This is a genomic window from Ensifer oleiphilus, assembly GCF_013371465.1.
Lineage (GTDB): Bacteria > Pseudomonadota > Alphaproteobacteria > Rhizobiales > Rhizobiaceae > Ensifer > Ensifer oleiphilus.
Genome location: NZ_JABWDU010000012.1, coordinates 119,529 through 142,128 on the forward strand (window position 1 = coordinate 119,529; position 22,600 = coordinate 142,128).

Annotated in this window: 19 protein-coding genes; 10 read left to right on the plus strand and 9 right to left on the minus strand. The window is 61.0% G+C overall.

The window, feature by feature from the left end; translation table 11 throughout:
- Window positions 1–4: 4 nt before the first annotated feature.
- Window positions 5–1,141, plus strand: a complete 1,137-nt coding sequence (locus HT585_RS29735) for a mandelate racemase/muconate lactonizing enzyme family protein (protein WP_176356390.1) — start codon at window positions 5–7, stop codon at window positions 1,139–1,141.
- Window positions 1,142–1,240: 99 nt separating this feature from the next.
- Here HT585_RS29735 and HT585_RS29740 read toward each other — a convergent pair whose 3' ends face one another.
- On the minus strand, window positions 1,241–2,173 hold the full coding sequence (locus tag HT585_RS29740; RefSeq protein WP_176356391.1) for a helix-turn-helix transcriptional regulator: 933 nt from the start codon (window positions 2,171–2,173) through the stop codon (window positions 1,241–1,243).
- A gap of 202 nt (window positions 2,174–2,375) precedes the next feature.
- Here HT585_RS29740 and HT585_RS29745 point away from each other — a divergent pair, with 202 nt between their 5' ends.
- The 6 genes from HT585_RS29745 (at window position 2,376) to HT585_RS29770 (ending at window position 9,288) form a co-directional block, all read left to right on the plus strand.
- Entirely contained in the window at window positions 2,376–3,257 is an 882-nt protein-coding gene (locus HT585_RS29745) for a carbohydrate ABC transporter permease (RefSeq protein ID WP_176356392.1), read from the plus strand.
- Window positions 3,258–3,263: 6 nt separating this feature from the next.
- Window positions 3,264–4,145, plus strand: coding sequence for a carbohydrate ABC transporter permease (locus HT585_RS29750; protein ID WP_176356393.1), 882 nt, complete (start codon window positions 3,264–3,266; stop codon window positions 4,143–4,145).
- Between the two features lie 2 nt (window positions 4,146–4,147).
- Window positions 4,148–5,242, plus strand: coding sequence for an ABC transporter ATP-binding protein (locus HT585_RS29755; RefSeq protein ID WP_176356394.1), 1,095 nt, complete (start codon window positions 4,148–4,150; stop codon window positions 5,240–5,242).
- Window positions 5,243–5,282: 40 nt separating this feature from the next.
- On the plus strand, window positions 5,283–6,548 hold the full coding sequence (locus HT585_RS29760; protein ID WP_176356395.1) for an ABC transporter substrate-binding protein: 1,266 nt from the start codon (window positions 5,283–5,285) through the stop codon (window positions 6,546–6,548).
- 76 nt (window positions 6,549–6,624) lie between these two features.
- Window positions 6,625–8,178: a polygalacturonase PglA gene (gene pglA, locus HT585_RS29765; protein WP_176356396.1), complete on the plus strand. Its 1,554-nt coding sequence runs from the start codon at window positions 6,625–6,627 to the stop codon at window positions 8,176–8,178.
- Between the two features lie 9 nt (window positions 8,179–8,187).
- The gene (locus HT585_RS29770; RefSeq protein WP_176356397.1) at window positions 8,188–9,288 is read left to right on the plus strand and encodes a glycoside hydrolase family 88 protein; all 1,101 of its coding nucleotides are present in this window, start codon (window positions 8,188–8,190) and stop codon (window positions 9,286–9,288) included.
- A 471-nt stretch (window positions 9,289–9,759) separates the two neighbouring features.
- On the opposite strand, the gene HT585_RS29775 is transcribed toward HT585_RS29770, so the two are convergent.
- The 6 genes from HT585_RS29775 to HT585_RS29800 all read right to left on the minus strand — a co-directional run bounded on the left by HT585_RS29775 (window position 9,760) and on the right by HT585_RS29800 (window position 16,629).
- On the minus strand, window positions 9,760–10,641 hold the full coding sequence (locus HT585_RS29775; protein ID WP_176356398.1) for a dihydrodipicolinate synthase family protein: 882 nt from the start codon (window positions 10,639–10,641) through the stop codon (window positions 9,760–9,762).
- 27 nt (window positions 10,642–10,668) lie between these two features.
- Window positions 10,669–12,288 carry an ABC transporter ATP-binding protein gene (locus HT585_RS29780; protein WP_176356399.1) on the minus strand — a complete coding sequence of 540 codons (1,620 nt, stop codon included), beginning with the start codon at window positions 12,286–12,288 and terminating at the stop codon, window positions 10,669–10,671.
- Window positions 12,281–13,204: an ABC transporter permease gene (locus tag HT585_RS29785; RefSeq protein ID WP_176356400.1), complete on the minus strand. Its 924-nt coding sequence runs from the start codon at window positions 13,202–13,204 to the stop codon at window positions 12,281–12,283. The genes HT585_RS29780 and HT585_RS29785 overlap by 8 nt, the downstream gene beginning before the upstream one ends.
- 11 nt (window positions 13,205–13,215) lie before the next feature.
- A complete protein-coding gene (locus HT585_RS29790) occupies window positions 13,216–14,130 on the minus strand; it encodes an ABC transporter permease (RefSeq protein ID WP_176356401.1) in 915 nt (304 codons plus the stop codon).
- Between the two features lie 87 nt (window positions 14,131–14,217).
- The gene (locus tag HT585_RS29795; protein WP_176356402.1) at window positions 14,218–15,717 is read right to left on the minus strand and encodes an ABC transporter substrate-binding protein; all 1,500 of its coding nucleotides are present in this window, start codon (window positions 15,715–15,717) and stop codon (window positions 14,218–14,220) included.
- Between the two features lie 27 nt (window positions 15,718–15,744).
- The gene (locus HT585_RS29800; RefSeq protein ID WP_176356403.1) at window positions 15,745–16,629 is read right to left on the minus strand and encodes a DMT family transporter; all 885 of its coding nucleotides are present in this window, start codon (window positions 16,627–16,629) and stop codon (window positions 15,745–15,747) included.
- Between the two features lie 236 nt (window positions 16,630–16,865).
- Between HT585_RS29800 and HT585_RS29805 the strand changes: the two genes are divergently transcribed.
- The 3 genes from HT585_RS29805 to HT585_RS29815 are packed head-to-tail and all read left to right on the plus strand — an operon-like array spanning window position 16,866 to window position 20,141.
- Window positions 16,866–18,062, plus strand: a complete 1,197-nt coding sequence (locus HT585_RS29805; RefSeq protein WP_176356404.1) for a sialidase family protein — start codon at window positions 16,866–16,868, stop codon at window positions 18,060–18,062.
- Window positions 18,059–19,009: a 4-hydroxythreonine-4-phosphate dehydrogenase PdxA gene (pdxA, locus tag HT585_RS29810; RefSeq protein ID WP_176356405.1), complete on the plus strand. Its 951-nt coding sequence runs from the start codon at window positions 18,059–18,061 to the stop codon at window positions 19,007–19,009. Before HT585_RS29805 ends, pdxA begins: the two co-directional genes overlap by 4 nt.
- Before the next feature lie 13 nt (window positions 19,010–19,022).
- A complete protein-coding gene (locus HT585_RS29815) occupies window positions 19,023–20,141 on the plus strand; it encodes an iron-containing alcohol dehydrogenase (RefSeq protein ID WP_176356406.1) in 1,119 nt (372 codons plus the stop codon).
- 72 nt (window positions 20,142–20,213) lie between these two features.
- Here HT585_RS29815 and HT585_RS29820 read toward each other — a convergent pair whose 3' ends face one another.
- Window positions 20,214–20,915 carry a FadR/GntR family transcriptional regulator gene (locus HT585_RS29820; RefSeq protein WP_176356407.1) on the minus strand — a complete coding sequence of 234 codons (702 nt, stop codon included), beginning with the start codon at window positions 20,913–20,915 and terminating at the stop codon, window positions 20,214–20,216.
- Between the two features lie 3 nt (window positions 20,916–20,918).
- Window positions 20,919–21,947 (minus strand): four-carbon acid sugar kinase family protein, encoded by a 1,029-nt coding sequence (locus HT585_RS29825; protein ID WP_176356408.1) that lies wholly within the window; start codon window positions 21,945–21,947, stop codon window positions 20,919–20,921.
- Window positions 21,948–22,600: the final 653 nt, after the last annotated feature.

A 22,600-nucleotide genomic window follows, 5' to 3' on the forward strand; every position in this document is an offset into this window, starting at 1 on the left:
CTCGATGAAGATCACCGCCGTTCGCACGCATCTCCTGGAGCATCGGCTCGGCACGCCGTTCGAAAGCGCCTCCATGCGCTTTGACCGGCGCGCCCATGTCCTGGTGGAGATCGAATGCGATGACGGAACGACCGGTTGGGGCGAATGTCTCGGCCCGGCCAGGCCCAATGCGGCGGTGGTCGCAGCCTATTCCAGCTGGCTGATCGGTCAGGACCCGCGACAGACCGAGAAGATCTGGGCGGTGCTCTACAACGCACTGCGTGATCAGGGACAACGCGGTCTGACCATCACCGCGCTGTCGGGCATCGACATTGCGCTCTGGGACATCAAGGGCAAGCACTATGGTGCCTCGGTCTCCGTGCTTCTTGGCGGTCGCTGGCGCGAAAGCGTGCGCGCCTATGCGACCGGTAGCTTCAAGCGCGACAGCGTCGACCGGATATCCGACAACGCCAATGAGATGGCGGAGCGACGCGCACAGGGGTTCCACGCCTGCAAGATCAAGATCGGCTTCGGCGTCGACGAGGACCTGGGCGTCATACGCGCAGTGCGCGAGGCGATAGGCGCCGACATGCGGCTGATGATCGACGCCAACCATGGCTACACAGTCACCGAAGCCATCCGGCTCGGAAAGGCGGCGGCGGAATACGACGTCGACTGGTTCGAAGAGCCGGTCGTGCCCGAGCAGCTCTCCGCCTACCGGGATGTCCGTGTTGGTCAGCCCATTCCGGTCGCCGGCGGCGAGACCTGGCATACGCGCTACGGCATGTGGTCCGCGCTCGAGAACCGCGCGGTTGACATTCTCCAGCCGGACCTTTGCGGCTGCGGCGGCTTTTCCGAGGCACAGAAGATTGCGAGCCTTGCGACGCTTCATGGCGTTCGTATCGTGCCGCATGTCTGGGGAACGGGCGTGCAGATCGCCGCCGCCCTGCAATTCATGGCGGCGATGGTGCCTGATCCGGTCCGCGCCAATCCGGTCGAGCCGATCATGGAGTTCGATCGCACGGAAAACCCGTTCCGTCAGGCAGTGTTGAAGACGCCACTCGAAGCCGTCAACGGCGTGGTCGCCATTCCGGACGGGCCTGGTCTCGGGATCGAGGTCAATCGCAGTGCGCTCGTGGAATTCAAGATGCCGGAAACCTGACGAAGGTCGCGTCCCACGGCAGGCCCTGGGACAGTTTGCTATGCCCCCATCCGCACTTGCTGTTTTGAAATTGCGAAGTCGATGCGACCATAGATCGTTCTACACCCGTTGCTTCTGCATTGCGCGGGCCGTGGCAAGACGGATTTCCTGTTCCGGCTCGTCCAGCTGCAGCAAGCCGCCGTGTCGGCTCTGGTGAACCTTGTTCATATGCCCGCGGGGGCTGAGGCCAAGCGTGCGCTTGAACATGCGCGAGAAATAATAGGGGTCGGCATAGCCGACTTCCGCAGCCGCGGCGGCAACCGAAAGCCCACCCTCCAGAAAATGCATGGCGCGCTCCATGCGCTTGAGCTCCTGGTACTTGCGCGGCGTGCGGCCCACTCGCTTCTGGAACTCGCGCAGGAAATAATCGGCGTTGTAGGGAGAGGTGTCGACCGCCTTTGCGGCAATCTCGGGATCGAGCGGATGGGCCGAGATCATCGTTGCTGCCTTCATTACCGCAAGATCGATCGCATCCGCTCCCTCTGGCTGATAGGTGGCATGGTCGCGCCAGCCGAGAAAGGCATCCTCGATGAAGGCGATGAGCAGGACCATGAAAAGGTGATGTTGACCGAGCGAGACGGAGGAGGGCGGCGCGCTCTGGCGATAGTGGCGGGCGATCGGCTCGAGAAACGACCAACGGCTCAGTTGCAGCTTCGGTCTCAGGTTCATCTGCGCGATCAGGTTGTGGCGACCATAGATGTCGAGGGTAAAGTGCTGCGCCACGCCGATATATGTCTCGCGTCCCTCGTTCCAGCCAACGAAGCGTTGGCCGCCGCTGATCAGCATCGCATCGCCCGGCTCCATGACGCATGGCTGGCCGTCGATCAGGTAGTGGCCGCGGCCTTCGAGGCAGATGATGAGATCGTCGACCGGGTTGGATTTGTCGATCCTCCAGGTTTGCGAGTGCTCCATGCGGATCGCTGCTCGCGTCAGATTGAGCGTCAATGCTGCAGGCGGGATTGCGGATAGAATTCCACCTTCGATTTCGTCCATCTTTTTCCTTCCCTTTGTGAATTCATTCTGATCTGAAAATACGCGAATGTCACCGCATAAACCGCTTCTTCTGGGGAGGAGATCGGTTCGTGGGATACGGTAGGGCGCCGCCGCTCACGTTTCCCGCACCGAATTGGGAGCCTGATTTGTACAAAATAGCATCTACATTCACCGCACTCAGGTGCCGCCCGGGAGGGAGGCCATGAAGATGCAGCGTCTTTTGGGGCTGGGCTATCTCACCCCCTATATCGTCGGCCTTCTGGTCTTTACGGCGATCCCGTTCATCGGGTCGTTGTATCTGAGCTTCACCAGCTACGACCTGATGAGCGAGCCGCGTTGGACGGGGCTTGCCAACTATGAGCGGCTCTTCACGCGCGATCGAACCTTCATCAAGTCGCTGAACGTCACGCTGCTCTACGTATTTCTGACTGTGCCTTTGAAGCTTGCTTTCGCGCTCTTCATTGCTGCGATCCTCAACTACAAGCTGGCGTTCATCGGCCTCTTTCGAACGGCCTTCTACGTTCCGTCGATCCTCGGCGGCTCGATCGCCATTGCCGTTCTCTGGCGCTACATCTTCGCCACGGAAGGTCTGGCCAACATGGCATTGGCGACGATCGGCCTTTCCCCGGTCGATTGGTTCGGTGATCCGACCAACGCGCTTTTCACCATCACGCTCTTGCGCTGCTGGCAGTTCGGCTCAGCCATGGTGATCTTCCTTGCGGCGCTGCAGTCGATCGACAAGTCGCTCTACGAAGCGGCAGCCATCGACGGCGCAGGCAAGGTGCGCACCTTCTTCTTCATCACCTTGCCACTGCTGACGCCGGTCATCTTCTTCAACCTCATCATGCAGATGGTTCAGGCGTTCCAGGAATTCAACGGCCCCTACATCATCACGCAGGGCGGTCCCCTGAAGTCCACTTATCTCCTGCCACTCTACATTTACGACGAGGCCTTCAAGAAGTTCAACATGGGCTATGCCTCGTCGATCGCCTGGGTCCTGTTCGCCATCATAACCGTGCTGACCCTGGTTGCGTTCTGGTCTTCCAAGAAGTGGGTCTTCTATGCCGGCGACAAAAGGAGCTGATCTGCGATGACCGACCTTACCTTCAACGACCGCCAGGCGATGCGCCGCGCTAGGCTTAGCCTGATCTCGACGGCGATCCGCTATATCCTGCTCTGTGTCGTCGGCTTCGTGATGCTCTATCCGCTGATCTGGCTGGTCGGCGCGAGCTTCAAGACGAATTCCGAAATATTCGCAGGCGCCGGCTTCCTGCCGGAGAACCCGACTGCTGATGGCTACATCAAGGGCTGGCAGACATCGACGCCCTACACGTTTGGCCGCTTCTTCTGGAATTCGTTCCTGATCATCCTGCCGAAGGTGATCGGCACCGCTATTTCCTGCACGTTGGCGGCCTATGCCTTCGCCCGGTTCGATTTCCCCTTGAAGAAAATCCTGTTCGGCTCTGTGATCGCGATCCTGCTTTTGCCCAATGTCGTCACCCGCATCCCGCAGTATATTCTGTTCCGCGACCTCGGCTGGCTCGACAGCTTCCTGCCGCTCTGGGTGCCTTCGGCGCTCGCCGGCGATGCCTTCTTCGTCTTCATGCTGGTGCAATTCCTGCGCTCGTTGCCGACAGACATGGAGGAGGCGGCACGGGTCGATGGCGCCAACAGCCTCCAGACGCTGATCTACATCGTCGTCCCGATGCTCGCTCCGGCACTGATCTCGGTGTGCCTGTTCCAGTTCATGTGGACCATGAACGATTTCCTCGGGCCGCTGATCTACCTGTCCTCCGTGGACAAGTATCCGGTCAGTCTTGCGCTCAAACTTTCCATCGACACGACGGAAGCGTTCGAATGGAACCGCATCCTGGCGATGTCGGTGCTGACGATCGCACCCGCGCTGATCGTCTTCTTCGCTGCACAACGATACTTCATCGAAGGGATCTCCTCCGGGGGGATCAAGGGCTGACCATGGCTAAGGTTCAACTGAAAAATCTCGAAAAGGTCTATGGCAACGCCTTCAAGGCGGTCCATGGCATCAACCTCGAAATCGACGACGGCGAGTTCATGGTGTTTGTCGGCCCATCGGGCTGCGCCAAGTCGACGACGCTGCGCATGGTGGCGGGTCTCGAGGAGATCTCGGGCGGGGAGGTCGTCATCGGCGATCGACGCGTCAACGAACTGCCGCCCGGCAAGCGCTCGATTGCCATGGTGTTCCAGAACTACGCGCTCTATCCGCACATGAAGGTCAGGGGGAACCTCGCCTTCGGACTGAAGATCGCCGGGAAACCCAAAGCGGAAATCGACGCCGCCATCGAACGGGTCGCCAGGATCCTCGAAATCGAACCGTTGCTCGACCGGCTTCCCAAGCAGCTCTCGGGCGGTCAGGCCCAGCGTGTGGCCCTCGGGCGCGCGCTCATCAAGAAGCCGGGCGTGTTTCTGTTCGACGAGCCGCTGTCCAACCTCGACGCAAAATTGCGCGCCTCGATGCGGGTTCGCATCACCGATCTGCACCGGCAACTGAAGGCCGAAGGTCTGTCGTCGACGGTCATCTACGTGACGCATGACCAGACCGAGGCGATGACGATGGGGGACCGCATCTGCGTCATGCAGGCGGGGCACATCATGCAGGTTGCGACGCCGAAAGAACTCTATGAACGTCCAGCGAACCTGTTCGTCGCCGGGTTCATCGGCAGCCCGGAGATGAACCTCATCGACGCGAAGCTTGACGGTTCGTCCTTTTCGGTCGGCAGCCAGAGCCTGCCGATTGGACCACATCTGGAGGGGCGGCTTTCCGCTCGCCCGGCAGAGGCCGTCGTCGGCACCCGTCCGCAGCACCTTTCACTGGTGGCCGACGGTCCGGCGTTCACCGCCAAACTCGCCAATGCCGAGTTCATGGGTCACGAAGTCTACCTCCATGCCGACCTGGAGGGGCGGCGGGTGGTGAGTGTCGTTGGCGCTGCCGATTTCGAGACGCTGGGCCGCTCGGAGACCATCCGGCTGCGTCCAGACCTCGAACGATTGCACATTTTCGACAAGACCGATGGCCGCAACGTCTCGCTGTGAGGAGGCGACGTTGAGCCCTGTATCAACACGGAGGAGAAGCATGAAGACCGCGAGAACCATAGCTGCATTAGCCGGCGTCGCCTATGGCGCCCTTTCGCTCTGCGCCACCGCTCAAGCCGCAGAGTTGCGCATGGCCTGGTGGGGTGGCGACAGCCGCCACGTGGCCACCCAAAAGGCGACCGCCGCCTGCGGCCAGAAATATGGCCACACGGTCAAGGGCGAGTTTACAGGCTTCGACGGCTATCTCGAAAAACTGACGACCCAGATGGCCGGCAGGACCGAGGCCGACATCGTCCAGGTCAACTGGCCGTGGTTGCCTTTGTTTTCCAAGAACGGCGAAGGGTTCGCCGATCTGCGTACGTTGAAGGCAATCGATCTGTCCAACTGGACGGAGGGCGATCTCGCGGCCGGCTCGATGAACGGGGTCCTGCAGGGCCTCTCGGTCTCGACGACGGGGCGCGTCTTCTTCTTCAACGCGACCACGTTCGAGAAGGCTGGCGTCGATATCCCCAAGAATTGGGACGAGTTTTTCGCCGCGACCGCCACCATCAAGGAAAAGCTCGGCAAGGACCACTACACCTTCAACGCGGTCAAGGAGACCGCCCAGCTGCTGGTGACGCTCGCCGTCGTGCAGAAGACAGGCAAGGATCTCGTCGACCAGACAAGCAGTCGTGTTGCCTGGACGCCCGAGGAGCTCGCCGAAGGCATTTCCTTCCTCGGCAAGCTGGTGGAGACCGGCGCAATCCGTTCTCAAAAGGAAGAGGCAGCCGACGGCAACGTCAATCTGTTCGAAAAGCCCGCCTGGGCCGAAGGCAAGGTCGCCGGTTCCTATGAGTGGGATTCCACCTATTCCAAGTACGCCGATCCGCTGAAGGACGGCCAGGTCCTGAAACCGGTGCCGATGCTGAAGCTGGCGGACGCGGTGACCGAAGGCGTCTATCGCAAACCGTCCATGGTGTTCTCGATCTCCAAGAACTCGAAAAATCCGGAAGCTGCCGCACAGATCGTCAACTGCCTGCTGAACGAGCCGGAAGGCATCGACGCTCTTGGTACATCGCGTGGGCTTCCCGCATCGAAGGCCGCCGCTGCCCGGCTTGGCGACAAGGGTGAGGCGGAGGTTCGTGCCGCCAACGCCATCGTCATGGCCGCGACAGGGCCGTCGGTTTCACCCTTCAACGAGCATCCGGAAATCCGGGCGGCCTTTATCGATACGCTTGAGGAATACGCCTACGGCCAGATCACCGCGGAAGAGGGCGCCCAGCAGATCATCGACACCGTGAACGACGTTCTCGCCGAATTCGACTGATCGCCAACATTGCCCGCCGCGGGCGACCGCGGCGGGGCTTGCGCCCGTCTCACGGGCACGGAACACGAGGCAAGACATGATCCGACCTTCCATCATCGCGCGCTCGGCGCGAACGGCGGCGCTATGCCTGCCGGCGCCCGGTGCACATTACTGGCTTTGCGAAAAGACGGCCTGGCGGCTGTCGTCGCCGGATGATGCCAGGGACTTGCAGCAGGGAGTCGCCGACACTGTCGTGACCCTGTTGCATGGACTTCATCCCGCGCGCCGTTACCGCTTCGAGGCGGAAGGGTTTCAGCCGGTGTCCTTCCGGACCACGCCCTGCGCTGGTCTCATCGATGCCGCCGATTTCGGCCTGTTGCCCGACATCGCGCCCGCCGATCTGGATGGTGCTGGCGCCAATGCCGCAGCACTTGCCGAGGCGATCGCAGCGGTCCCGAGTGGCGGTACGCTTTACCTCGGTGCGGGGCAATGGACGTCGTTGCCGGTCGGTCTCAGGGGGCAGAGGACCTTGCATCTTGCGGAAGGGGCGATCCTTCAAGCGCCGTCCGAGCGCACCGGTTGGCCGATCCTGCCTGCTCACGACCATAGCGGCCGCATGCTCGGCAGCTGGGAAGGCCTTCCTGCGGCTTGTTTTGCCGCACCGATACATGCGGTAGCGGTGGAAAAACTAGTGATCGAGGGTCGTGGTATCCTCGATGGCTCCGGCGACAGGGGCGACTGGTGGCGTTGGCCGAAGGAGACGCGCGATGGCGCGCGGCGCCCGCGCGGTCTGCATCTGATTTCCTGCCGTGACGTAACCCTTCTTGGCTTCACGATCCGCAACGCGCCGTCCTGGACGATTCATCCGCAGGGCTGCGAGCGTCTGACGGCTGCCGGGCTGAGCATTATCGCTCCACCTGATAGCCCGAACACGGATGGTTTCAATCCCGAAAGCTGCCGCGATGTCACGATTACAGGTGTGCGTTTCTCGGTCGGCGACGATTGCATCGCGGTCAAGGCCGGCAAGCGTGGTCCGAACGGCGAGGATGATCACCTGATGGAAACACGCAACGTTCGCGTCAGCCATTGCCTGATGGAACGCGGCCATGGCGGGCTGGTGATCGGCTCGGAGATGTCCGGTGGCGTGCATGACGTCTGCGTCGAGGATTGCGAGATGATCGGCACGGATCGCGGCCTGCGGCTGAAGACCCGTCGCGGTCGCGGCGGCTCGATCACCAATATCGCCATGCGCCGTGTGCGTCTGGATGGCGTCGAAACCGCGCTCTCGGTCAACGCCCACTACCATTGCGATGCCGACGGCCACGATCCTTGGGTGCAAAGCCGTGAGCCGGCCGCCGTCAGTTCCGCGACGCCGGTCATCGACGGCGTAACCATCGAGGACGTCGAGATCCGTAGGCTCGCCCACGCCGCAGGCGCGTTTCTCGGTCTGCCCGAAGCGCCGGTACGCAACGTCAGTATCCGCCGTCTGAAAATCGTTTCGCGCGATCCCGAGGCAATCGCGACGCCGCCGATCATGGCCGACCACGTCCGGCCCATGCGCCATGAGGGGCTCGTCGTCGAGCAAGCCGAAATCGACTGCGATGACCCCGCCTTGATCAGTGCCGCCTCCGTCTCCCTTTCCTTTGAATGAGATCCGCCCGTGAACCCGACAGACTATTTCGATGAATTCGCCAAGCGCTATGCCCGCTACAAGGGGGGGAGCTGGTGTTACGAGGATGGATGTGTCTATCGCGGCCTCATTCATCTCTTTGAAGCGACAGGCGATGCGCGCTGGAAAGCGCATCTGCACCGACTTGCAGATCCGCAGATCGCGGCAGACGGTGCGCTTTCGGGTTATGATCGTGACGAATACAATATCGACCACATCCTCGCAGGGCGGGCCTTGTTCGCGCTAGCCGCAGGGGCTGACGATCCCCGCTACCGTCTGGCTGCCGATCGCCTGGCCTGCCAACTGGCAAGCCATCCCCGCATCGCTGCCGGCAACTATTGGCACAAGAAGCGTTATCCGCATCAGGTATGGCTGGACGGGCTCTACATGGGGCTGCCGTTTCAGATCGAGTACGGCAAATCCACCGGCCGCGCCGGCCTGATCGCCGACGCGCTGCAGCAGTTCTCGACGGCTCTGGCATTAACGGCAACAGCGGGCGGCCTCTATGTCCATGGCTATGACGACAGCCGTCAACAGCGCTGGGCCAACCCGGTGACCGGTCAGTCTGCCGCCGTCTGGGCACGCGCGGTCGGTTGGCTGGCCATGGCGCTGGTCGATGCATTGGTCATGCTGCCGGCCGACGAGGCCACGGCTTCGCTACGCCAACGCACCGGCAGCCTTCTGATGGAGATCAAGACCCGCCAGGTGGCTTCCACCGGTCTCTGGCCGCAGGTGCTCGACGCGCCGGATCTCGAGGGCAATTACGAGGAGAGCTCAGCATCGGCCATGTTCGCCTACGCACTCATGCGCTCTGCTCGCCATGGTCTGCTCGCGCCGGATAGCACAGAAACCTTGGGCGCGGCCGGTAGACGAGCGCTCGATGCCCTCCTGGATACCCGGATCGTTGCAGATTCCAAAGGCGTCACTCGTTTTACAACCATCGTTCACGTCGCCGGTCTTGGCGGCTTTGAGGGCAATTATCGCGATGGTTCGCCTGGGTACTACCTCAAGGAGCCTGTCGTTGCCGATGACGCCAAAGGTGTCGGGCCGCTGATGATGGCCTATGCCGAAAGCTTGATGGCCGGCTCCTAGAGTATTTCCGGAACAAGGGTGAAGCGGTTCTGCGGGAGAAAACGCGTAGAAGCGGAGAGGGAGAACGCTTCTACGATCCCGCCCTGGTCGGAAACGCTCCAGGCCTTTGGGATTGATGAACGCGGCATTGCCGCGCTGATTGTGTGCGAGACGGGGCGATCACTTTGCCGTTATCGCGACGCGGGTTCGAAAATAACCCCTAAGAATTAATTGATTTTCGGAGCGATGCTCGTAGACTTAATCTGCGAGGCTCCACCTGGTCTTGACGAGATTTGCTAACAAACTGGGCATATTGAGGCGTCTACGCTCGATATTTGCAGGTCAGAGATTTAGTCAACGAACGAGCCCTGGTTGCTAGCCTAGCCGCCAGGGCTCGTTCTATTTTGACGCGGCTCCTGAACGCAGACGTTACAGTCTTCGCCTGTGTTAAGCGGTTCCCGCCTCTCGATCGAAGTGGGGAGCAATCGCCGGTTACAAGAGTTCGTACCGGCGCAGAATTTCCTCGATCTGGGCGTCCTGCTCCTTGTTGGGCAAAAGAGCGGGTTGTCTGCTGGCGCCGACCGAGGCGTCCTGCAGATAGAGCGAGCGCTTGACCATCGCTGGCGCGAAGCCCAGCGCATAGAGATCCGTGCGGAAGGCAGAATAGATCGCCTGCTGCCGTTTGGCTTCGGCGATGTCGCCTGAATTGAACGCTGCCAAAATGCCCGCTAGCACGTTGGGCATGGCATTACCCAGGCCCGAGATGCAGCCGGCGGCGCCATTCTGCAGCGCCCACAGCACCAGATGATCAGGGCCGGAGTAGACTTCGAAGCCTTCCACGTCTTTGGCCACTTCCAGATAGGCCTCAAGCGTCTCCTTGGCACCACCGGAATCCTTGATGCCGGCGATGTTGCCGTGGCGCGACAGCGTGCGTGCGGTCTCAGGCTCGATGTGGTTCTGCGTGCGGGCCGGAATATCGTAGAGATAGACGGGAGTTTTGACCGCATCGGCAACGGTCGAAAAATGACGGACCAGGCCGTCCTGGGTGCAGGCGATGAAGAAAGGCGTGATCACGGCGATGCCGTCGACGCCGATGCGGTCGAATTCATGCGCAAGTTTCAGCGTTTCGAACGTGGCGGGCATGCCGGCATTGACGATCACCTTGGCGCGTCCACCGACCTCATCGACCACTTCCTCCGTCAGGCGCACCTTCTCTTCGAAGGTGAGAGCGCTGAAGTCGCCATTGGTTCCGGCGCACATGATGTTGTTGCCGGCGTCGACCTGGCGACGCACCTGCGCGCGTGTTGCTTCGTAATTGATGGTCTCATCGTCGTTGAAGCAGGTGACGAGCGCGACAAAGGCTTGCTTGGACATTTCGGTCTCCAGGGATTGGGGGGCGCCTCAGGAGGCGCATTCGAGCCGGGCGGCGCGATTGGCCGCCTGAACATCGGGGTCGGGATCAAGGCCGGCCGCCAAAAGCGCGCGGGTATAGTCCTGGCGCGGGGTTTCGAACACCTCCTGCACCGTGCCGAGTTCCACGACATGGCCTTTCTGCATCACCATGACGTGGTCGGCGAAGTCCCGAACGACGGGAAGGTCGTGTGCAATGAAGATGAAGGCGATGCCCATGTCCTTACGAAGCTTGTCGAGCAGGGCGATGACCTGGGCCTGTACCGAGACGTCAAGCGCTGAAACCGCTTCGTCGCAGATGATCAATTGCGGTTCGAGGGCGAGGGCACGCGCGATGGCGATGCGCTGGCGCTGACCGCCGGAGAACTGATGCGGATATCGGCCCATGTGTTCCGGCCCGAGACCCACCTGAACCAACAGTTCGGCCACACGTTCGCGCCATTTCGCCTTGGGCAGGATGTCCGGGTGGATGACCCAGGCCTCGGAGATCAGCTGGTAAACGGTCATGCGCGGGTTGAGCGACTGAGTGGGGTCCTGGAACACCATCTGAAGGTCGCGCCGCAGCTTGTAGAGTTCCGCCGGTGATAGCTGGAAAAGGTCACGGCCCTTCCAGAGCGCGCTACCACTGTCGGGCTCGTCCAGCCGGAGGAGAATGCGGGCGAGGGTGGATTTACCCGAGCCGCTCTCGCCGACAACGGCCATGGTCTCGCCCGGCATAAGGTCGAAGGAGATGCCCTTCAGCGCTTCGAAACTGCCGTAGTGCTTGCGCACCTCGCGCACCGACAGAACCGGCTCGCCACGTGCGCCGGGGCTGTGCATCTTGCCTTTCCCGGGGGCGGCGGCGATCAGCTTGCGGGTGTAGGGGTGTTGAGGGTTCTTGTAGACCTCGCGCACCGTTCCCGCCTCGACCAGTTCGCCCTTCTCCATCACCACAACGCGGTCAGCGACCTCGGCGACGACGCCGAGGTCGTGGGTGATGATGAGAACCGCCATGCCGGTTTCCTGCTGCAGCTCTTCTAGGAGAGCCAGCACTTCGGCCTGCACCGTCACGTCGAGCGCCGTCGTCGGCTCGTCGGCGATCAGCAAATCGGGGCGAAGCGCAAGCGCCATGGCAATCATGACGCGCTGGCGCTGGCCGCCGGAAAATTCGTGCGGATACTTGTCGAGCGACTTTTCCGGCTCGGGAATGCCGACGCGGGTGAGCAGGCGGAGCGCCTCGGTTTGGGCAGCGGCGCTCGCTGCACCATGGGTCGTCAATGCCTCGCGTATCTGCCAGCCGACGGTGTACACCGGGTTCAGATGGCTGAGCGGATCCTGGAAGATCATCGCAATGCGACGGCCGTTCACCTCGCGTCGCTTATGTGCCGGCATCTTCAGAAGGTCGACGCCGTCGAGCAGGATCTCGCCCGAACTGATGCGCCCCGGCGGCATGTCGATCAGGTTCATGATCGCCGATGAGGAAACCGACTTGCCCGATCCGCTCTCGCCGAGAATCGCGAGCGTCTCGCCGCGATCGAGATGGTAGGAGATATTGCGCACCGCTTTGACGACGCCCATGGCAGTGTGAAATTCGACCGAGAGGTTGCGGACTTCCAGCAGATGGTCAGCCATTCTTGCGGCCTTTCATTTCCAGGCGCCAGCGCTGGACGGGATCGAGCGCGATACGCATCCAGTTCGAAAGCAGGTTCAGCGACATCGTGGTCAGGATGATTGCAAGGCCCGGCCAGAAGGACAGCCACCAGGCATTGGTGAGATATTGCCTGCCTTGGGAGATCATTAGGCCCCAGGTGATCTCGGGCGGCTGGATGCCGATGCCGAGGAAGGAGAGCGCGCTTTCCGCCAGCATGACATAGGCGAAGTCGAGCGTGGCGAGGGTCGTCAGCGTCGGCAGAACGACCGGCAGGATGTGCCGGAACAGGATGCGCCTGCTCGATGCGCCCATGACGCGGGCCGCCTGCACGAACATGCGTTCGCGGATCTCCAGCACCTCGGCCCGGGTGGTGCGCAGGTAAACCGGAATGCGGGTGATCGAGAGAACGAGCATCAGGTTCAGGATCGACGAACCGAGCACATAAAGCACGATCACCGCGATCAGAAGCGACGGGAACGACATGATGACGTCGGCGAGCCGCATGATGATCTGGTTGATGCGCGGCGAGGAAAACCCGGCAACAAGGCCGAGGGTCGTGCCAACGACGGCGGAGATTGCCACGGCGCCGGCAGCCACCATGAGGGTGTTTTGTGTTGCCACGATGATTCGGGCGAGCAACGGACGTCCGAGCGCATCCGCCCCCATCCACCAGACCCAGCCGCGTTCCCACTCGAAAGGGGCGGCATTCCGGCCGCGCAGGTTCTGCTTGGTCGCAAGATCGCCCAGCCAACTCGGGCCGACGATCGCCACGACGAGGATGACAACGAGGAAGATGGCGGCACAGAGGGCGAACTTGTCGGCCCACAGCATGCGGGCCATGCGAACCGCAAATCCCGGCTCGGCGGCGATTGTCGTATCTGTCGTCTGTAAGGTCATGGCTGAACTCTTCAATGACGGATGCGTGGATCGAGCATTGCATAGGCAAAGTCGATCAGCAGGTTCATGACGAAGATCGCGAGCGCGGTGACGAGAATGGCGGCGAGCACCACATTGAAGTCACGCTGTAGGATGGAATCGATCATCAGCTTGCCAACGCCGGGAAAGCCGAAAATGGTTTCGACAATGACCGCACCGTTCAACAGGCTGGCCGCCTGGTCGCCGATGACGGTGATGACGGGCAGCATGGCGTTGCGCAATGCATGGACGAAGATGATTGGCCCTGATTTGACGCCCTTGGCGCGGGCCGTCTTCACGTAGGCCGAAGAGAGCGCACTGATCATGGAGCCGCGAACCACCTGGACGATGATGCCGAATGGACGAACGAACAGCACGCCGATCGGCAGTATCCAGTGCAGCAGCGAGCCTGTGCCCGATGTGGGGAGCCAGGCAAGGTTGACCGAGAAAACCACGATTGCAACAATCGCCAGCCAGAAGTCCGGTACGGCTGCTCCAATCAGCGATATGACGGAAGAAAGGCGATCGAAAAACCCGCCGGCGCGGAAGGCGGCCAGCGAGCCGACCACGATGGCAGCGCCGGTCACCAGGGACATGGTGATGGCTGCAAGCCAGAGGGTCCACACGAAAGCTTCCAGAACCACGTCGAGTGCCGGGCGCGCCTTGCGCAGGGATTCGCCGAAATCGCCGGTTACGACGTCACCGACATAGCGGCCAAACTGGACCATGAGCGGATCGTTAAGGCCGTGGATCTCGCGAAATTGCTGCTTTATTTCCGCCGAAGCCTCGACGGGAAGGAAAAGCGCAGCAGGATCTCCCGTCAGACGCGACAGGAAGAAGACCATCACGATCAGACCGACCAGGGAAATAAGGCTGGCCACGGCGCGTTTACGAATGAAACTCATCATTGTGCCCCTCGCTTGCAGAGGCGGCGGGATCCTCCCGCCGCCTTGATTGCGTCTGTCACTGGCAGTTCTGGTGATGGCCAGAACGGTTCACTTGATCCCGATCTCGGAAAGCTGAAGCATCGAGTTGGTCGCCATGGTGGGCTTGAAGTCCAGACGTTCCGAAACGCGCGAGAAGCCGACCATGTGGAAGAGCAGCACGTCGGCTACCACTTCATCATGCACGTAAGCGATCGTCTCCGACCAGAGCTTGGCGCGTTCGTCACCGGTGGCGGCCGAGGCGCGCTTGATCAGATCGTCGACCTTCGGGTCGGAAAAGCCTGACTGCGTTCCGTCCGTCGCATATTTGAAGAACATCGAGAAGGAAGGGTCGCCCTTGGAGTTGTCATGCATTGCAGCGACGAGCTGCGGGCCACGACCTTCCTTGAAAGGCTTGGAATAGTAGCCTTCATGTTCTGCCACTTCGACGAACTTCAGATCGATCTTGAAGCCGACTTCTTGCAATTGCGCCTGAATGGCTTCCATGATCTCCGTCACGTTCGGGAAGTTTGCCGAGCGCGCGATGATGGTGATCGGCGTCTCGACCTTCACCCCTTCCGCCTTGGCCTCCTCCAGAAGTTTTTTCGCTCCTTCCGGGTCGTACGGGAAGACCTTGACATCAGGATTCCAACCGAGCGTCGGCGGCGGCACGATTGCCGTGGCAAGCAGCGCGCTGTCCGGGACCAGGGTGCCAAGGAACGCCTGGCGGTCGATGGCCATGTTGAGGGCACGGCGGACGCGCACGTCGTTCATCGGCTCGATATTGTGGTCGATACGCAGATAGACGGTCTCGCTATCCAGATAGGAGAAGTCGGTCTTGGGGTTTGTTGCGTCGAGCTGCGAGATGGAGGGTGAGAGATCAGCTTCCCCGGCTTGAACCATTGCAGCGCGAACGGACGGGTCTGCACGGAACAGATAGGTCGCTTCCGTCACCTGCGGCTTCTGGCCCCAGTAATCGTCACGCCCGCTCAGCACGATTTGCTGGCCCGGTGTCCAGTTGGTCAGTTTGTAGGGGCCGGTGCCAATCGGTTCGCGGATGAACTCAAGCGGCGTCTCTTCCGGAACGATGGTGACCAGCGACATCAGCAATGGCAGGATCGGCTGAACTGGGTCGGCGCTGAAGTCGATCGTATGGTCATCGACGACATTGGCGGTAACCGTCATCCCGCCGAAGTAGCGGCGAGACTCGCAGGCATTCTTGTCGCTCATGATGCGGTCGAAACTGTGCTTGACGTCCTTCGCGTCGAAGGTCGTACCGTCGGAGAATTTCACGCCCTGGCGAAGATGAAAACGCCAGCTTCCGTCTTCATTCTGCTCCCACTTCTCGGCAAGGCGCGGCACGACACCCTTGTTGCCGCGAACATCGAGCTCGGTCAGGGTTTCGCTGACGTTCTGCATGATGACACGGCCGATGTTCGAGCGGGTCGCCATGCAGGGCTCAAGCAGATCGGCTTCCTCCGCAAGCACGATCTTGACCGGCCCCGATGCGGCAAAGACGGGCGAAATGGTTGAACTCAACAGGAGCGCACCCAGGATAAGCGTTTTCTTCATTGCATTCTCCTCCCTAGAAAGTCTGGTTCAGTTCGATTTGGTGCCGGATCCAAATTTTCCGGAACGTCCGGCAATCAAGGCAGCGCAGCATATGAGCGCGCCTCCGCCGATGGTGGTCAGGGCGACGGTTTCGCCGAACAGGGCAAATCCACCGAAGGCGACGAGCGGCAGGCGCAGGAAGTCCAACGGTGCCACCACGGTTGCCGGCGCCAACGAAAAGGCGTGCGTCATCAGCGCCATGCAGGCGGTACCGACGATGCCCTGAAGCGCCAGAAGTCCCATTTCCCTCGGGCCAGGCATGGCGAAAAAGGGGAGGGCAAACAGCAAGGCGATCGGCACGGTCAAAAGAAGGTTCCACACCACCAGCGTCGACGTGGCATCACCCTTTGACATGGATTTCAGGATCAACTGGATCGCTGATTGAAGCATGGCGCCTGCTAGCGCCAGCAAGATCGCCATGGTGAAGCCTGTTCCCGACGGCCCGATCACGAGCATGGCGCCGGCAAAGCCGAGGGCGACCGCTGCAATCATCGCCGGGCCCGGTCGTTCGCCCAACGCCAATGCTGCGCCGAGCACCACAAAGATCGGGGAGGTGAAGGCGATAGCGGTCACGTCGGCCAGCGGTCCCCAGCTCAAGGCGGCAAACAGCGCGATCATCGCCAGAAGTTTGAAGGCGGCGCGTAGCGCATGCTGGCGCATCGGGTGCGTTGTGCGCAGAACAGATGGGCGCAGGGCAATCCAGGGCAAGAGTATGAGCGCCCCGAAGAACGCACGGAAAAATCCGATGACGAAAGGGTGCACGGCACCGCTCAGCGCTCGCACGATTACCGCATCTGTCGCGGCGAGCGTGGCTGCTCCCGCTGCAAGGACGACGGCCGTCTTAGCCTGATGGCGGCTGCTGGCGTTGTGCATGAAGTTCCTCCGTCCCCGACATCCTCGTGTCAAGTTGACTTGACCATCCAACTTTCAGAAAAGTTTGTCAAATTAATTCGCGATGTAAAAATTTATGGAGAATAAGAATTAAACAAAAAAGACGTAGTATCAATACGATAAAGCATTTTATTCTTATAGCATGTTAATTCGACAAACATCATCAAACTTGACAACTTTGAAAAGCGGGTGATTTTCGTGGGTGAATGGAGGGCCTAATGCATCCTGATGAAATCGCTCGCAACATGAATGGCGTGCTTCGAACCGTGTCCAACGGGCGTGACGAAGCCTTGCTGCCTTCGCCAATGATCCAGAACCATGCTGCATTCCTGCACTTGCTCGATGATGGCACGCTCGTGTGTGCCTGGTTCGGCGGAACGCTCGAGGGCAAGTCGGATATTTCCATCTTCGCCTCGGTGCTGACGGAAGGCGCGATGACCTGGGGACCGCCCCAGCGCCTGAGTGACGATCCTTCGCACTCGGAGCAGAACCCTGTCCTGTTTTCCGCGCCGGATGGAGCGCTTTGGCTCTTTCATACCTCTCAGCCTTCCGGCAATCAGGACGAATGCCGGATCCGCATGGCTGAGGTGTTCCGTGATCCAACGGACCCGCAAAAGCTCGTCACCAAACAAGGTCGCTATCTCGATTTGCCGCGGGGTTGCTTCGTCCGCGCGCCCGTTTTCGTTCGCGACGACGGAGCTTGGCTGTTGCCGATTTTCCGCTGTGTGCAGCGGCCCGGTCAGAAATGGAATGGCAGCCACGACACAGCAGCTGTCGGTGTGTCTGTCGATGGCGGCCAGACTTGGCAGCTCGACGATATCGACCAGTCTACCGGCTGCGTGCACATGTCGCCTGTGCCCTTGGGAGAGGATCGATATGCCGCTTTCTTTCGGCGCCGGCAGGCGGATTTCGTCTACCGCAGCGATAGCAACGACGGCGGGCGGAGCTGGTCCGTGCCTCACGCCACTGATGTGCCGAACAACAATTCATCGCTCTCCGCCGCTCGCCTGCGAGACGGTCGGATCGCCATGATCTGCAATCCCGTTAATGCGTTCTCGTCTAGCGATCGCCGCGCCTCGCTCTATGACGAGCTGGGCGAGGAGGATAGCCGGCCCGATGCGGATCCAAGCGGAGGGTGCGTTCCGGTCTGGGGCGTGCCGCGGGCACCCGTGGCGCTCTGCCTCTCCGATGATGGAGGGCGTTCCTTTACGGTGGGCCAGTCGATCGAAGATGGCCCGGGCACCTGCCTGTCCAACGATTCGACCGACGGCCGCAATCAGGAAATGTCCTATCCGTGGCTGCTCGAAGGTCCCGACGGCAGCATGCACCTCGCCTACACCTATCATCGGCGCGCGATCAAATATATCCGCCTGGCTCCCGGTTGGGACAGCGCGGCTCGACGGAGTGTTTCATGAGCAATATCATCGGAATAACCATGGGCGATCCATGCGGGGTTGGACCTGAGATCGCAGTCCGCGCCCTGGCCGAAATGTCGGCTGAAGATCGGAACCGAACGCGGATCTACGGCAATCTGACCACGCTTGAAAAAGCGCGCTCCGCATTGAACATCGACGTCGATCTAGCGCCGTACGTGGTCGATCTGCCGATCGAGGGCGCGCCGCTAGCGTGGGGACAATTGAGTGCGGTGGCTGGCGATGCGGCCTTCCGCTTTATCGAGAAAGCGGTGCGGGACGCGGAAGCGGGCGCGATCGGCTGCATCGTCACAGCCCCGATCAACAAGGAAGCGCTGAACCTGGCCGGTCATCACTATGACGGCCATACGGGTATGCTGCGCAGCCTGACCGGTTCGAAGGCGGCCTACATGCTGCTCGCCTCCGACCGGCTTAAGGTTATTCATGTCTCGACCCATGTTTCGCTGCAGGAGGCCATCAGGCGAGCGACGACCGAAAGGGTACTGGCGACGATCAGGGCAGGCGACGCGCATCTGAAGCGAATCGGCTATGCCGCGCCGAAAATCGCGGTTGCCGGTATCAATCCGCATTGTGGTGAGAACGGCCTCTTCGGCACCGAGGATGACGACCAGATCGCGCCTGCAGTCGCTGCAGCGCGTGCGGAAGGTATCGATGTGCATGGGCCGATTTCGGCGGACACGGTATTTTACCGCGCCTATTCCGGTGCGTTCGATCTGATCGTCGCCCAGTATCACGATCAGGGACACATCCCCATCAAGCTCGTCGCCTTCGATACGGCGGTGAACGTCTCCGTCGATTTGCCGATCGATCGCACGTCCGTCGACCACGGGACGGCTTTCGACATCGCCGGAAAGGGGATCGCCAACCACGGCAACATGAACTCTGCCATCGCCTACGCGCGCAAGCTCGTTAGTGGCCGCGCCAAGTAAGGATGACCAAGCCATGACCATCGCCCAAATCACCCTTCATCAACCCCGACGGCTGGCGGTCGGAGCCGGTCTCGTCGGCGAGGTCGGCCCATGGGCGGCAGACGCCCAGTCCACGCTGGTGATCGCAACGCCGATTACTGCGGGGTTTGCCGATCGGCTGAAGCTTTCGGGCCGGGTGACCGTGTTCGACGCAATCCCGGGAGAGCCCGATATTGCAACGCTCGAGGCAGCACTCGAGGTCGCACGCCAGTGCAAGCCGGACCTGATTGTTGGGCTAGGTGGCGGCTCGGTGCTTGATGTGGCAAAGCTCGTTGCCGTGCTTTGGGATTCGGCCCAGACCCTTGGCGATGTCGCAGGGCCGAACCGCGTCGCCGGTCGCCGTACACGCCTTGCTCAGGTCGCAACAACCGCAGGAACCGGCTCGGAAGCGGGCATCCGCTCGTTGATCACCGACCCTGAAAAGGGCAACAAGATCGCGGTGGAAAGCCCGCACATGATCGCGGATTTTGCGGTTCTCGATCCTGAGTTGACCTATTCGGTGCCGCCAGCGGTCACGGCCGCGACCGGTGTCGATGCGATGGCTCATTGTGTCGAGGCCTTCACCAACAGGCGCGCGCATCCCATGATCGATGGGTTCGCGCGCATGGGGTTCCGTCTCGTCGGCAAGTATCTGGCACGTGCGGTCAGGGACGGGCAGGATACGGAGGCGCGCGAAGGCCTCATGCTCGCATCCTACTACGGTGGCATCTGCCTGGGGCCTGTCAACACCGCAGCCGGACACGCCATCGCCTATCCGCTCGGCACGCGGCTCGGTTTGCCGCATGGGCTCGCCAACGCCATCATCTTTCCGCACGTACTTGCCTTCAATCGGTCGGTTGCGGCAAAGAAGACCGATGAGGTTGCGCTTGCACTGGGGTTTGGCGACGCACTGTCGGAAGCTCAACTCTTGAGCGCCGCGCATGGCTTTTGCAGGAGCCTTGGGATCGAGATGTCGCTTGCGGCGCATGGAGCCACGGTGGATGATCTACCTCGTTACGCAAGTGAAGCGCATGCAAACCGCCGCCTGATGGACAACAATCCCATCGATATGAGTGTCGATGATGTCCTGTCGGTCTACAGGGCAGCCTTTTAGGCGGGCGGATTTGCATTCGCTCGTCACTGGAAAATGCCTCGGCCATTTGCCGAGGCATTTTCCGTTGGGGGGCTATCTGGTTGCCTGGAAAAGGCGCTCGCGCGATCCGGTCAGGTGGTCGAGCATCAGTTGTTTTGCCCTCGTGCCATCGCCGGCGGCAATCGCTTCGGCGATTGCTTCGTGTTCGGCAAAGACACGGGTAAGGCCGGCCGCCTCGCGCTTGACCGACGCGCCATGAAATTTCATGCCGACGGCAATATGGTCCTTGAGCGCTTCCATGGCGGTCGAGAAGTAGCTGTTTCGGGCCGCACGCGCGATCGCCAGATGAAACTGGAAGTCCGCGTCCTCGCGATGCGACTGGCGATTGGTGGCATCCCGCATCAACTCGAGCGCCTGACGAATGGCACCAAGGCTTGTGGTATCGTGGCGGGCCGCAGCTGCGGCAGCGGCGGCCGGTTCGACGGTCAGCCGGAACTCGTAGCAGTTCAGCAGATCCGCAACATTCTCCAATTGTCCGAAGCCAAGCGGCTCCTTCATGCCGAGGGCTCGCACGAAACTGCCAGCGCCCCGGCGCGAATAGATCAAGCCCTGGTCACGCAGGCGTTGGAGCGCCTCGCGGATCACCGGACGCGAGACTTCGAACTCCGCTGCCAATTCGTGCTCGGTTGGCAGGCGCTCATCGGGTTGGTACGCGCCGGACTTGATCGCGCGGTGCATCCGTTCGAAGGCGAAGTCAGCCAAGCTCTTGCGTGTCGTTCCGTTCTCCAGTCCCATCTGTCATCCCATACTGCGGAGAATCCTGTCCGCAAGCTCCCTCAACGTTCCCGGCTGGCCGAATCCTCCAGACTTGGCAATGATGCAACGGCCGTCCGCGTGGGCCAAGCCCAGTCCAGGCATGCACTCACCAACCAGTCTGAAACGGGTGATCCCCATTTTCTCTAACACGGCTTCCGCGGTAGCGCCGCCGGAAAGAAGTAAGGTGGAAGCGATCCTGGTCAGCGCCGGAAATACGCTTTCTGCCAGAAGTCGGGATACTTCCTTTGAACTCGTCGGTACGCTCCCAGGGACAGCCTGTACCAACGTTATCAGGCTCTCGTCTGCGATCGCGCCGGTCAGTCGGCCGTTTGGCGCGGGCATGTAGCGCGGCTTGCGTGTGGCCCGCAACTCCTCGATTTGCGCCAGGGTGATCGGGTCGCGCGAGCCGATGACGAAAAGCCCGGGCCCTCGCGGGATCTCTGCAGCGAGCGAATTGGCCCCGCCAGTCATTTGGCGCGCGAGTGCCTCCGCCAGTCCGCGCGCGCCGATAAGAACATCCACGCCTCGCTCCTGCGATGTGTGTAAGCAGCCGCTCATCTCTTCTGAGGTCGCGACATCGGGGACAGTGATTTTCCCCAGGTGCCTGCCAAGCGTCTCGGAAATTGATATCGGCGTGTCGACGCCAAAACCCTGCACTCGGCCTTCTTTCACTATCCGTCCGAAATCCGGAATGGCGGGCGCAATCAGCGCTGAGCGAAAAGGCGTAACGTCCAGCTCGGCTTCTATGTGGCCCTTTAGCCGCGAGTCGATCTTCTTGAACAGGCGTGTGCCGGGCGGCAATGCGGCGAGCGCCGCCGCTGTTGCGTCCTGCGCGCCGGTAATGTCCAGTTCTCGCGAAGCAACGTTGATTGAAATCACCTGCGGGTGCTCGCTCAAGGTTGCGGGGATCGCCCCGATGGTGAGCGCAATTTCCGTATGAAGGCCTCTGCTGGCAAATGGAGCAGCTGCATCCAGGGCGCCTGTCAGATCATCGGCGACAATGGCCAGCATGCAGCGAACTCCAAGAATTTGTTGTTATCTTTAATTCCGGCATTTTCGATTGAAATGTCAAGTAAATTTAAAAGGTACATTACAAATACGGTGGTAGAATGCACCGCTGCGAAGGCAGGCACCGCTAATCCGAACAGGGCCAGCTCTGGCTACTGGCTGTTGTCGGCGTTTGCGCGTAGACGGATCGTGATCGATCGCGACTGAAGCATACACCGGATGAGGAATGTATGTTCCGGCACTGCGTCGCCGGTATGGCATGCGGCTGAACCGGCTCGCATGGGATCGGTTGAGGGCATCACGACGTCGCATCGGACGAGCTTTGCCAAGCCAAGGGATCGGCCGCACAATTCACGAATTCGGTTCCGTATTGCCGGCTACGGTCGCGGCCCGGCAGTTGCATGCTGCTTGTGCGCGGGTCTCGAGCCTGCGCCGGGGGGGTGAAGTCTGCCGAAAGAGATGGCGATCAGCGGCGTGAGTGGCCTATGCAGCGGTTACAGCCGAGGCGTCGTGCCTGGACCGGCGCTGGTGCAGCACGCTAACATGTCAGTTCCATAATGTTGATTACGCGATCTTCCTATGTAGCGGCTATTTAGTAATGCGACAGTTGGGCCAGTTAGAGATGCGACAGTCTCGCCTCTCGACGCACTGGTCAA

Coding starts and splice junctions, on each gene's coding strand:
- HT585_RS29735 (WP_176356390.1), top strand. CDS start 5: ATGAAGATCACCGCCGTTCGCACGCATCTCCTGGAGCATCGGCTCGGC.
- HT585_RS29740 (WP_176356391.1), bottom strand. CDS start 2,173: ATGGACGAAATCGAAGGTGGAATTCTATCCGCAATCCCGCCTGCAGCA.
- HT585_RS29745 (WP_176356392.1), top strand. CDS start 2,376: ATGAAGATGCAGCGTCTTTTGGGGCTGGGCTATCTCACCCCCTATATC.
- HT585_RS29750 (WP_176356393.1), top strand. CDS start 3,264: ATGACCGACCTTACCTTCAACGACCGCCAGGCGATGCGCCGCGCTAGG.
- HT585_RS29755 (WP_176356394.1), top strand. CDS start 4,148: ATGGCTAAGGTTCAACTGAAAAATCTCGAAAAGGTCTATGGCAACGCC.
- HT585_RS29760 (WP_176356395.1), top strand. CDS start 5,283: ATGAAGACCGCGAGAACCATAGCTGCATTAGCCGGCGTCGCCTATGGC.
- pglA (WP_176356396.1), top strand. CDS start 6,625: ATGATCCGACCTTCCATCATCGCGCGCTCGGCGCGAACGGCGGCGCTA.
- HT585_RS29775 (WP_176356398.1), bottom strand. CDS start 10,641: ATGTCCAAGCAAGCCTTTGTCGCGCTCGTCACCTGCTTCAACGACGAT.
- HT585_RS29780 (WP_176356399.1), bottom strand. CDS start 12,288: ATGGCTGACCATCTGCTGGAAGTCCGCAACCTCTCGGTCGAATTTCAC.
- HT585_RS29785 (WP_176356400.1), bottom strand. CDS start 13,204: ATGACCTTACAGACGACAGATACGACAATCGCCGCCGAGCCGGGATTT.
- HT585_RS29790 (WP_176356401.1), bottom strand. CDS start 14,130: ATGATGAGTTTCATTCGTAAACGCGCCGTGGCCAGCCTTATTTCCCTG.
- HT585_RS29795 (WP_176356402.1), bottom strand. CDS start 15,717: ATGAAGAAAACGCTTATCCTGGGTGCGCTCCTGTTGAGTTCAACCATT.
- HT585_RS29800 (WP_176356403.1), bottom strand. CDS start 16,629: ATGCACAACGCCAGCAGCCGCCATCAGGCTAAGACGGCCGTCGTCCTT.
- HT585_RS29805 (WP_176356404.1), top strand. CDS start 16,866: ATGCATCCTGATGAAATCGCTCGCAACATGAATGGCGTGCTTCGAACC.
- pdxA (WP_176356405.1), top strand. CDS start 18,059: ATGAGCAATATCATCGGAATAACCATGGGCGATCCATGCGGGGTTGGA.
- HT585_RS29815 (WP_176356406.1), top strand. CDS start 19,023: ATGACCATCGCCCAAATCACCCTTCATCAACCCCGACGGCTGGCGGTC.
- HT585_RS29820 (WP_176356407.1), bottom strand. CDS start 20,915: ATGGGACTGGAGAACGGAACGACACGCAAGAGCTTGGCTGACTTCGCC.
- HT585_RS29825 (WP_176356408.1), bottom strand. CDS start 21,947: ATGCTGGCCATTGTCGCCGATGATCTGACAGGCGCCCTGGATGCAGCT.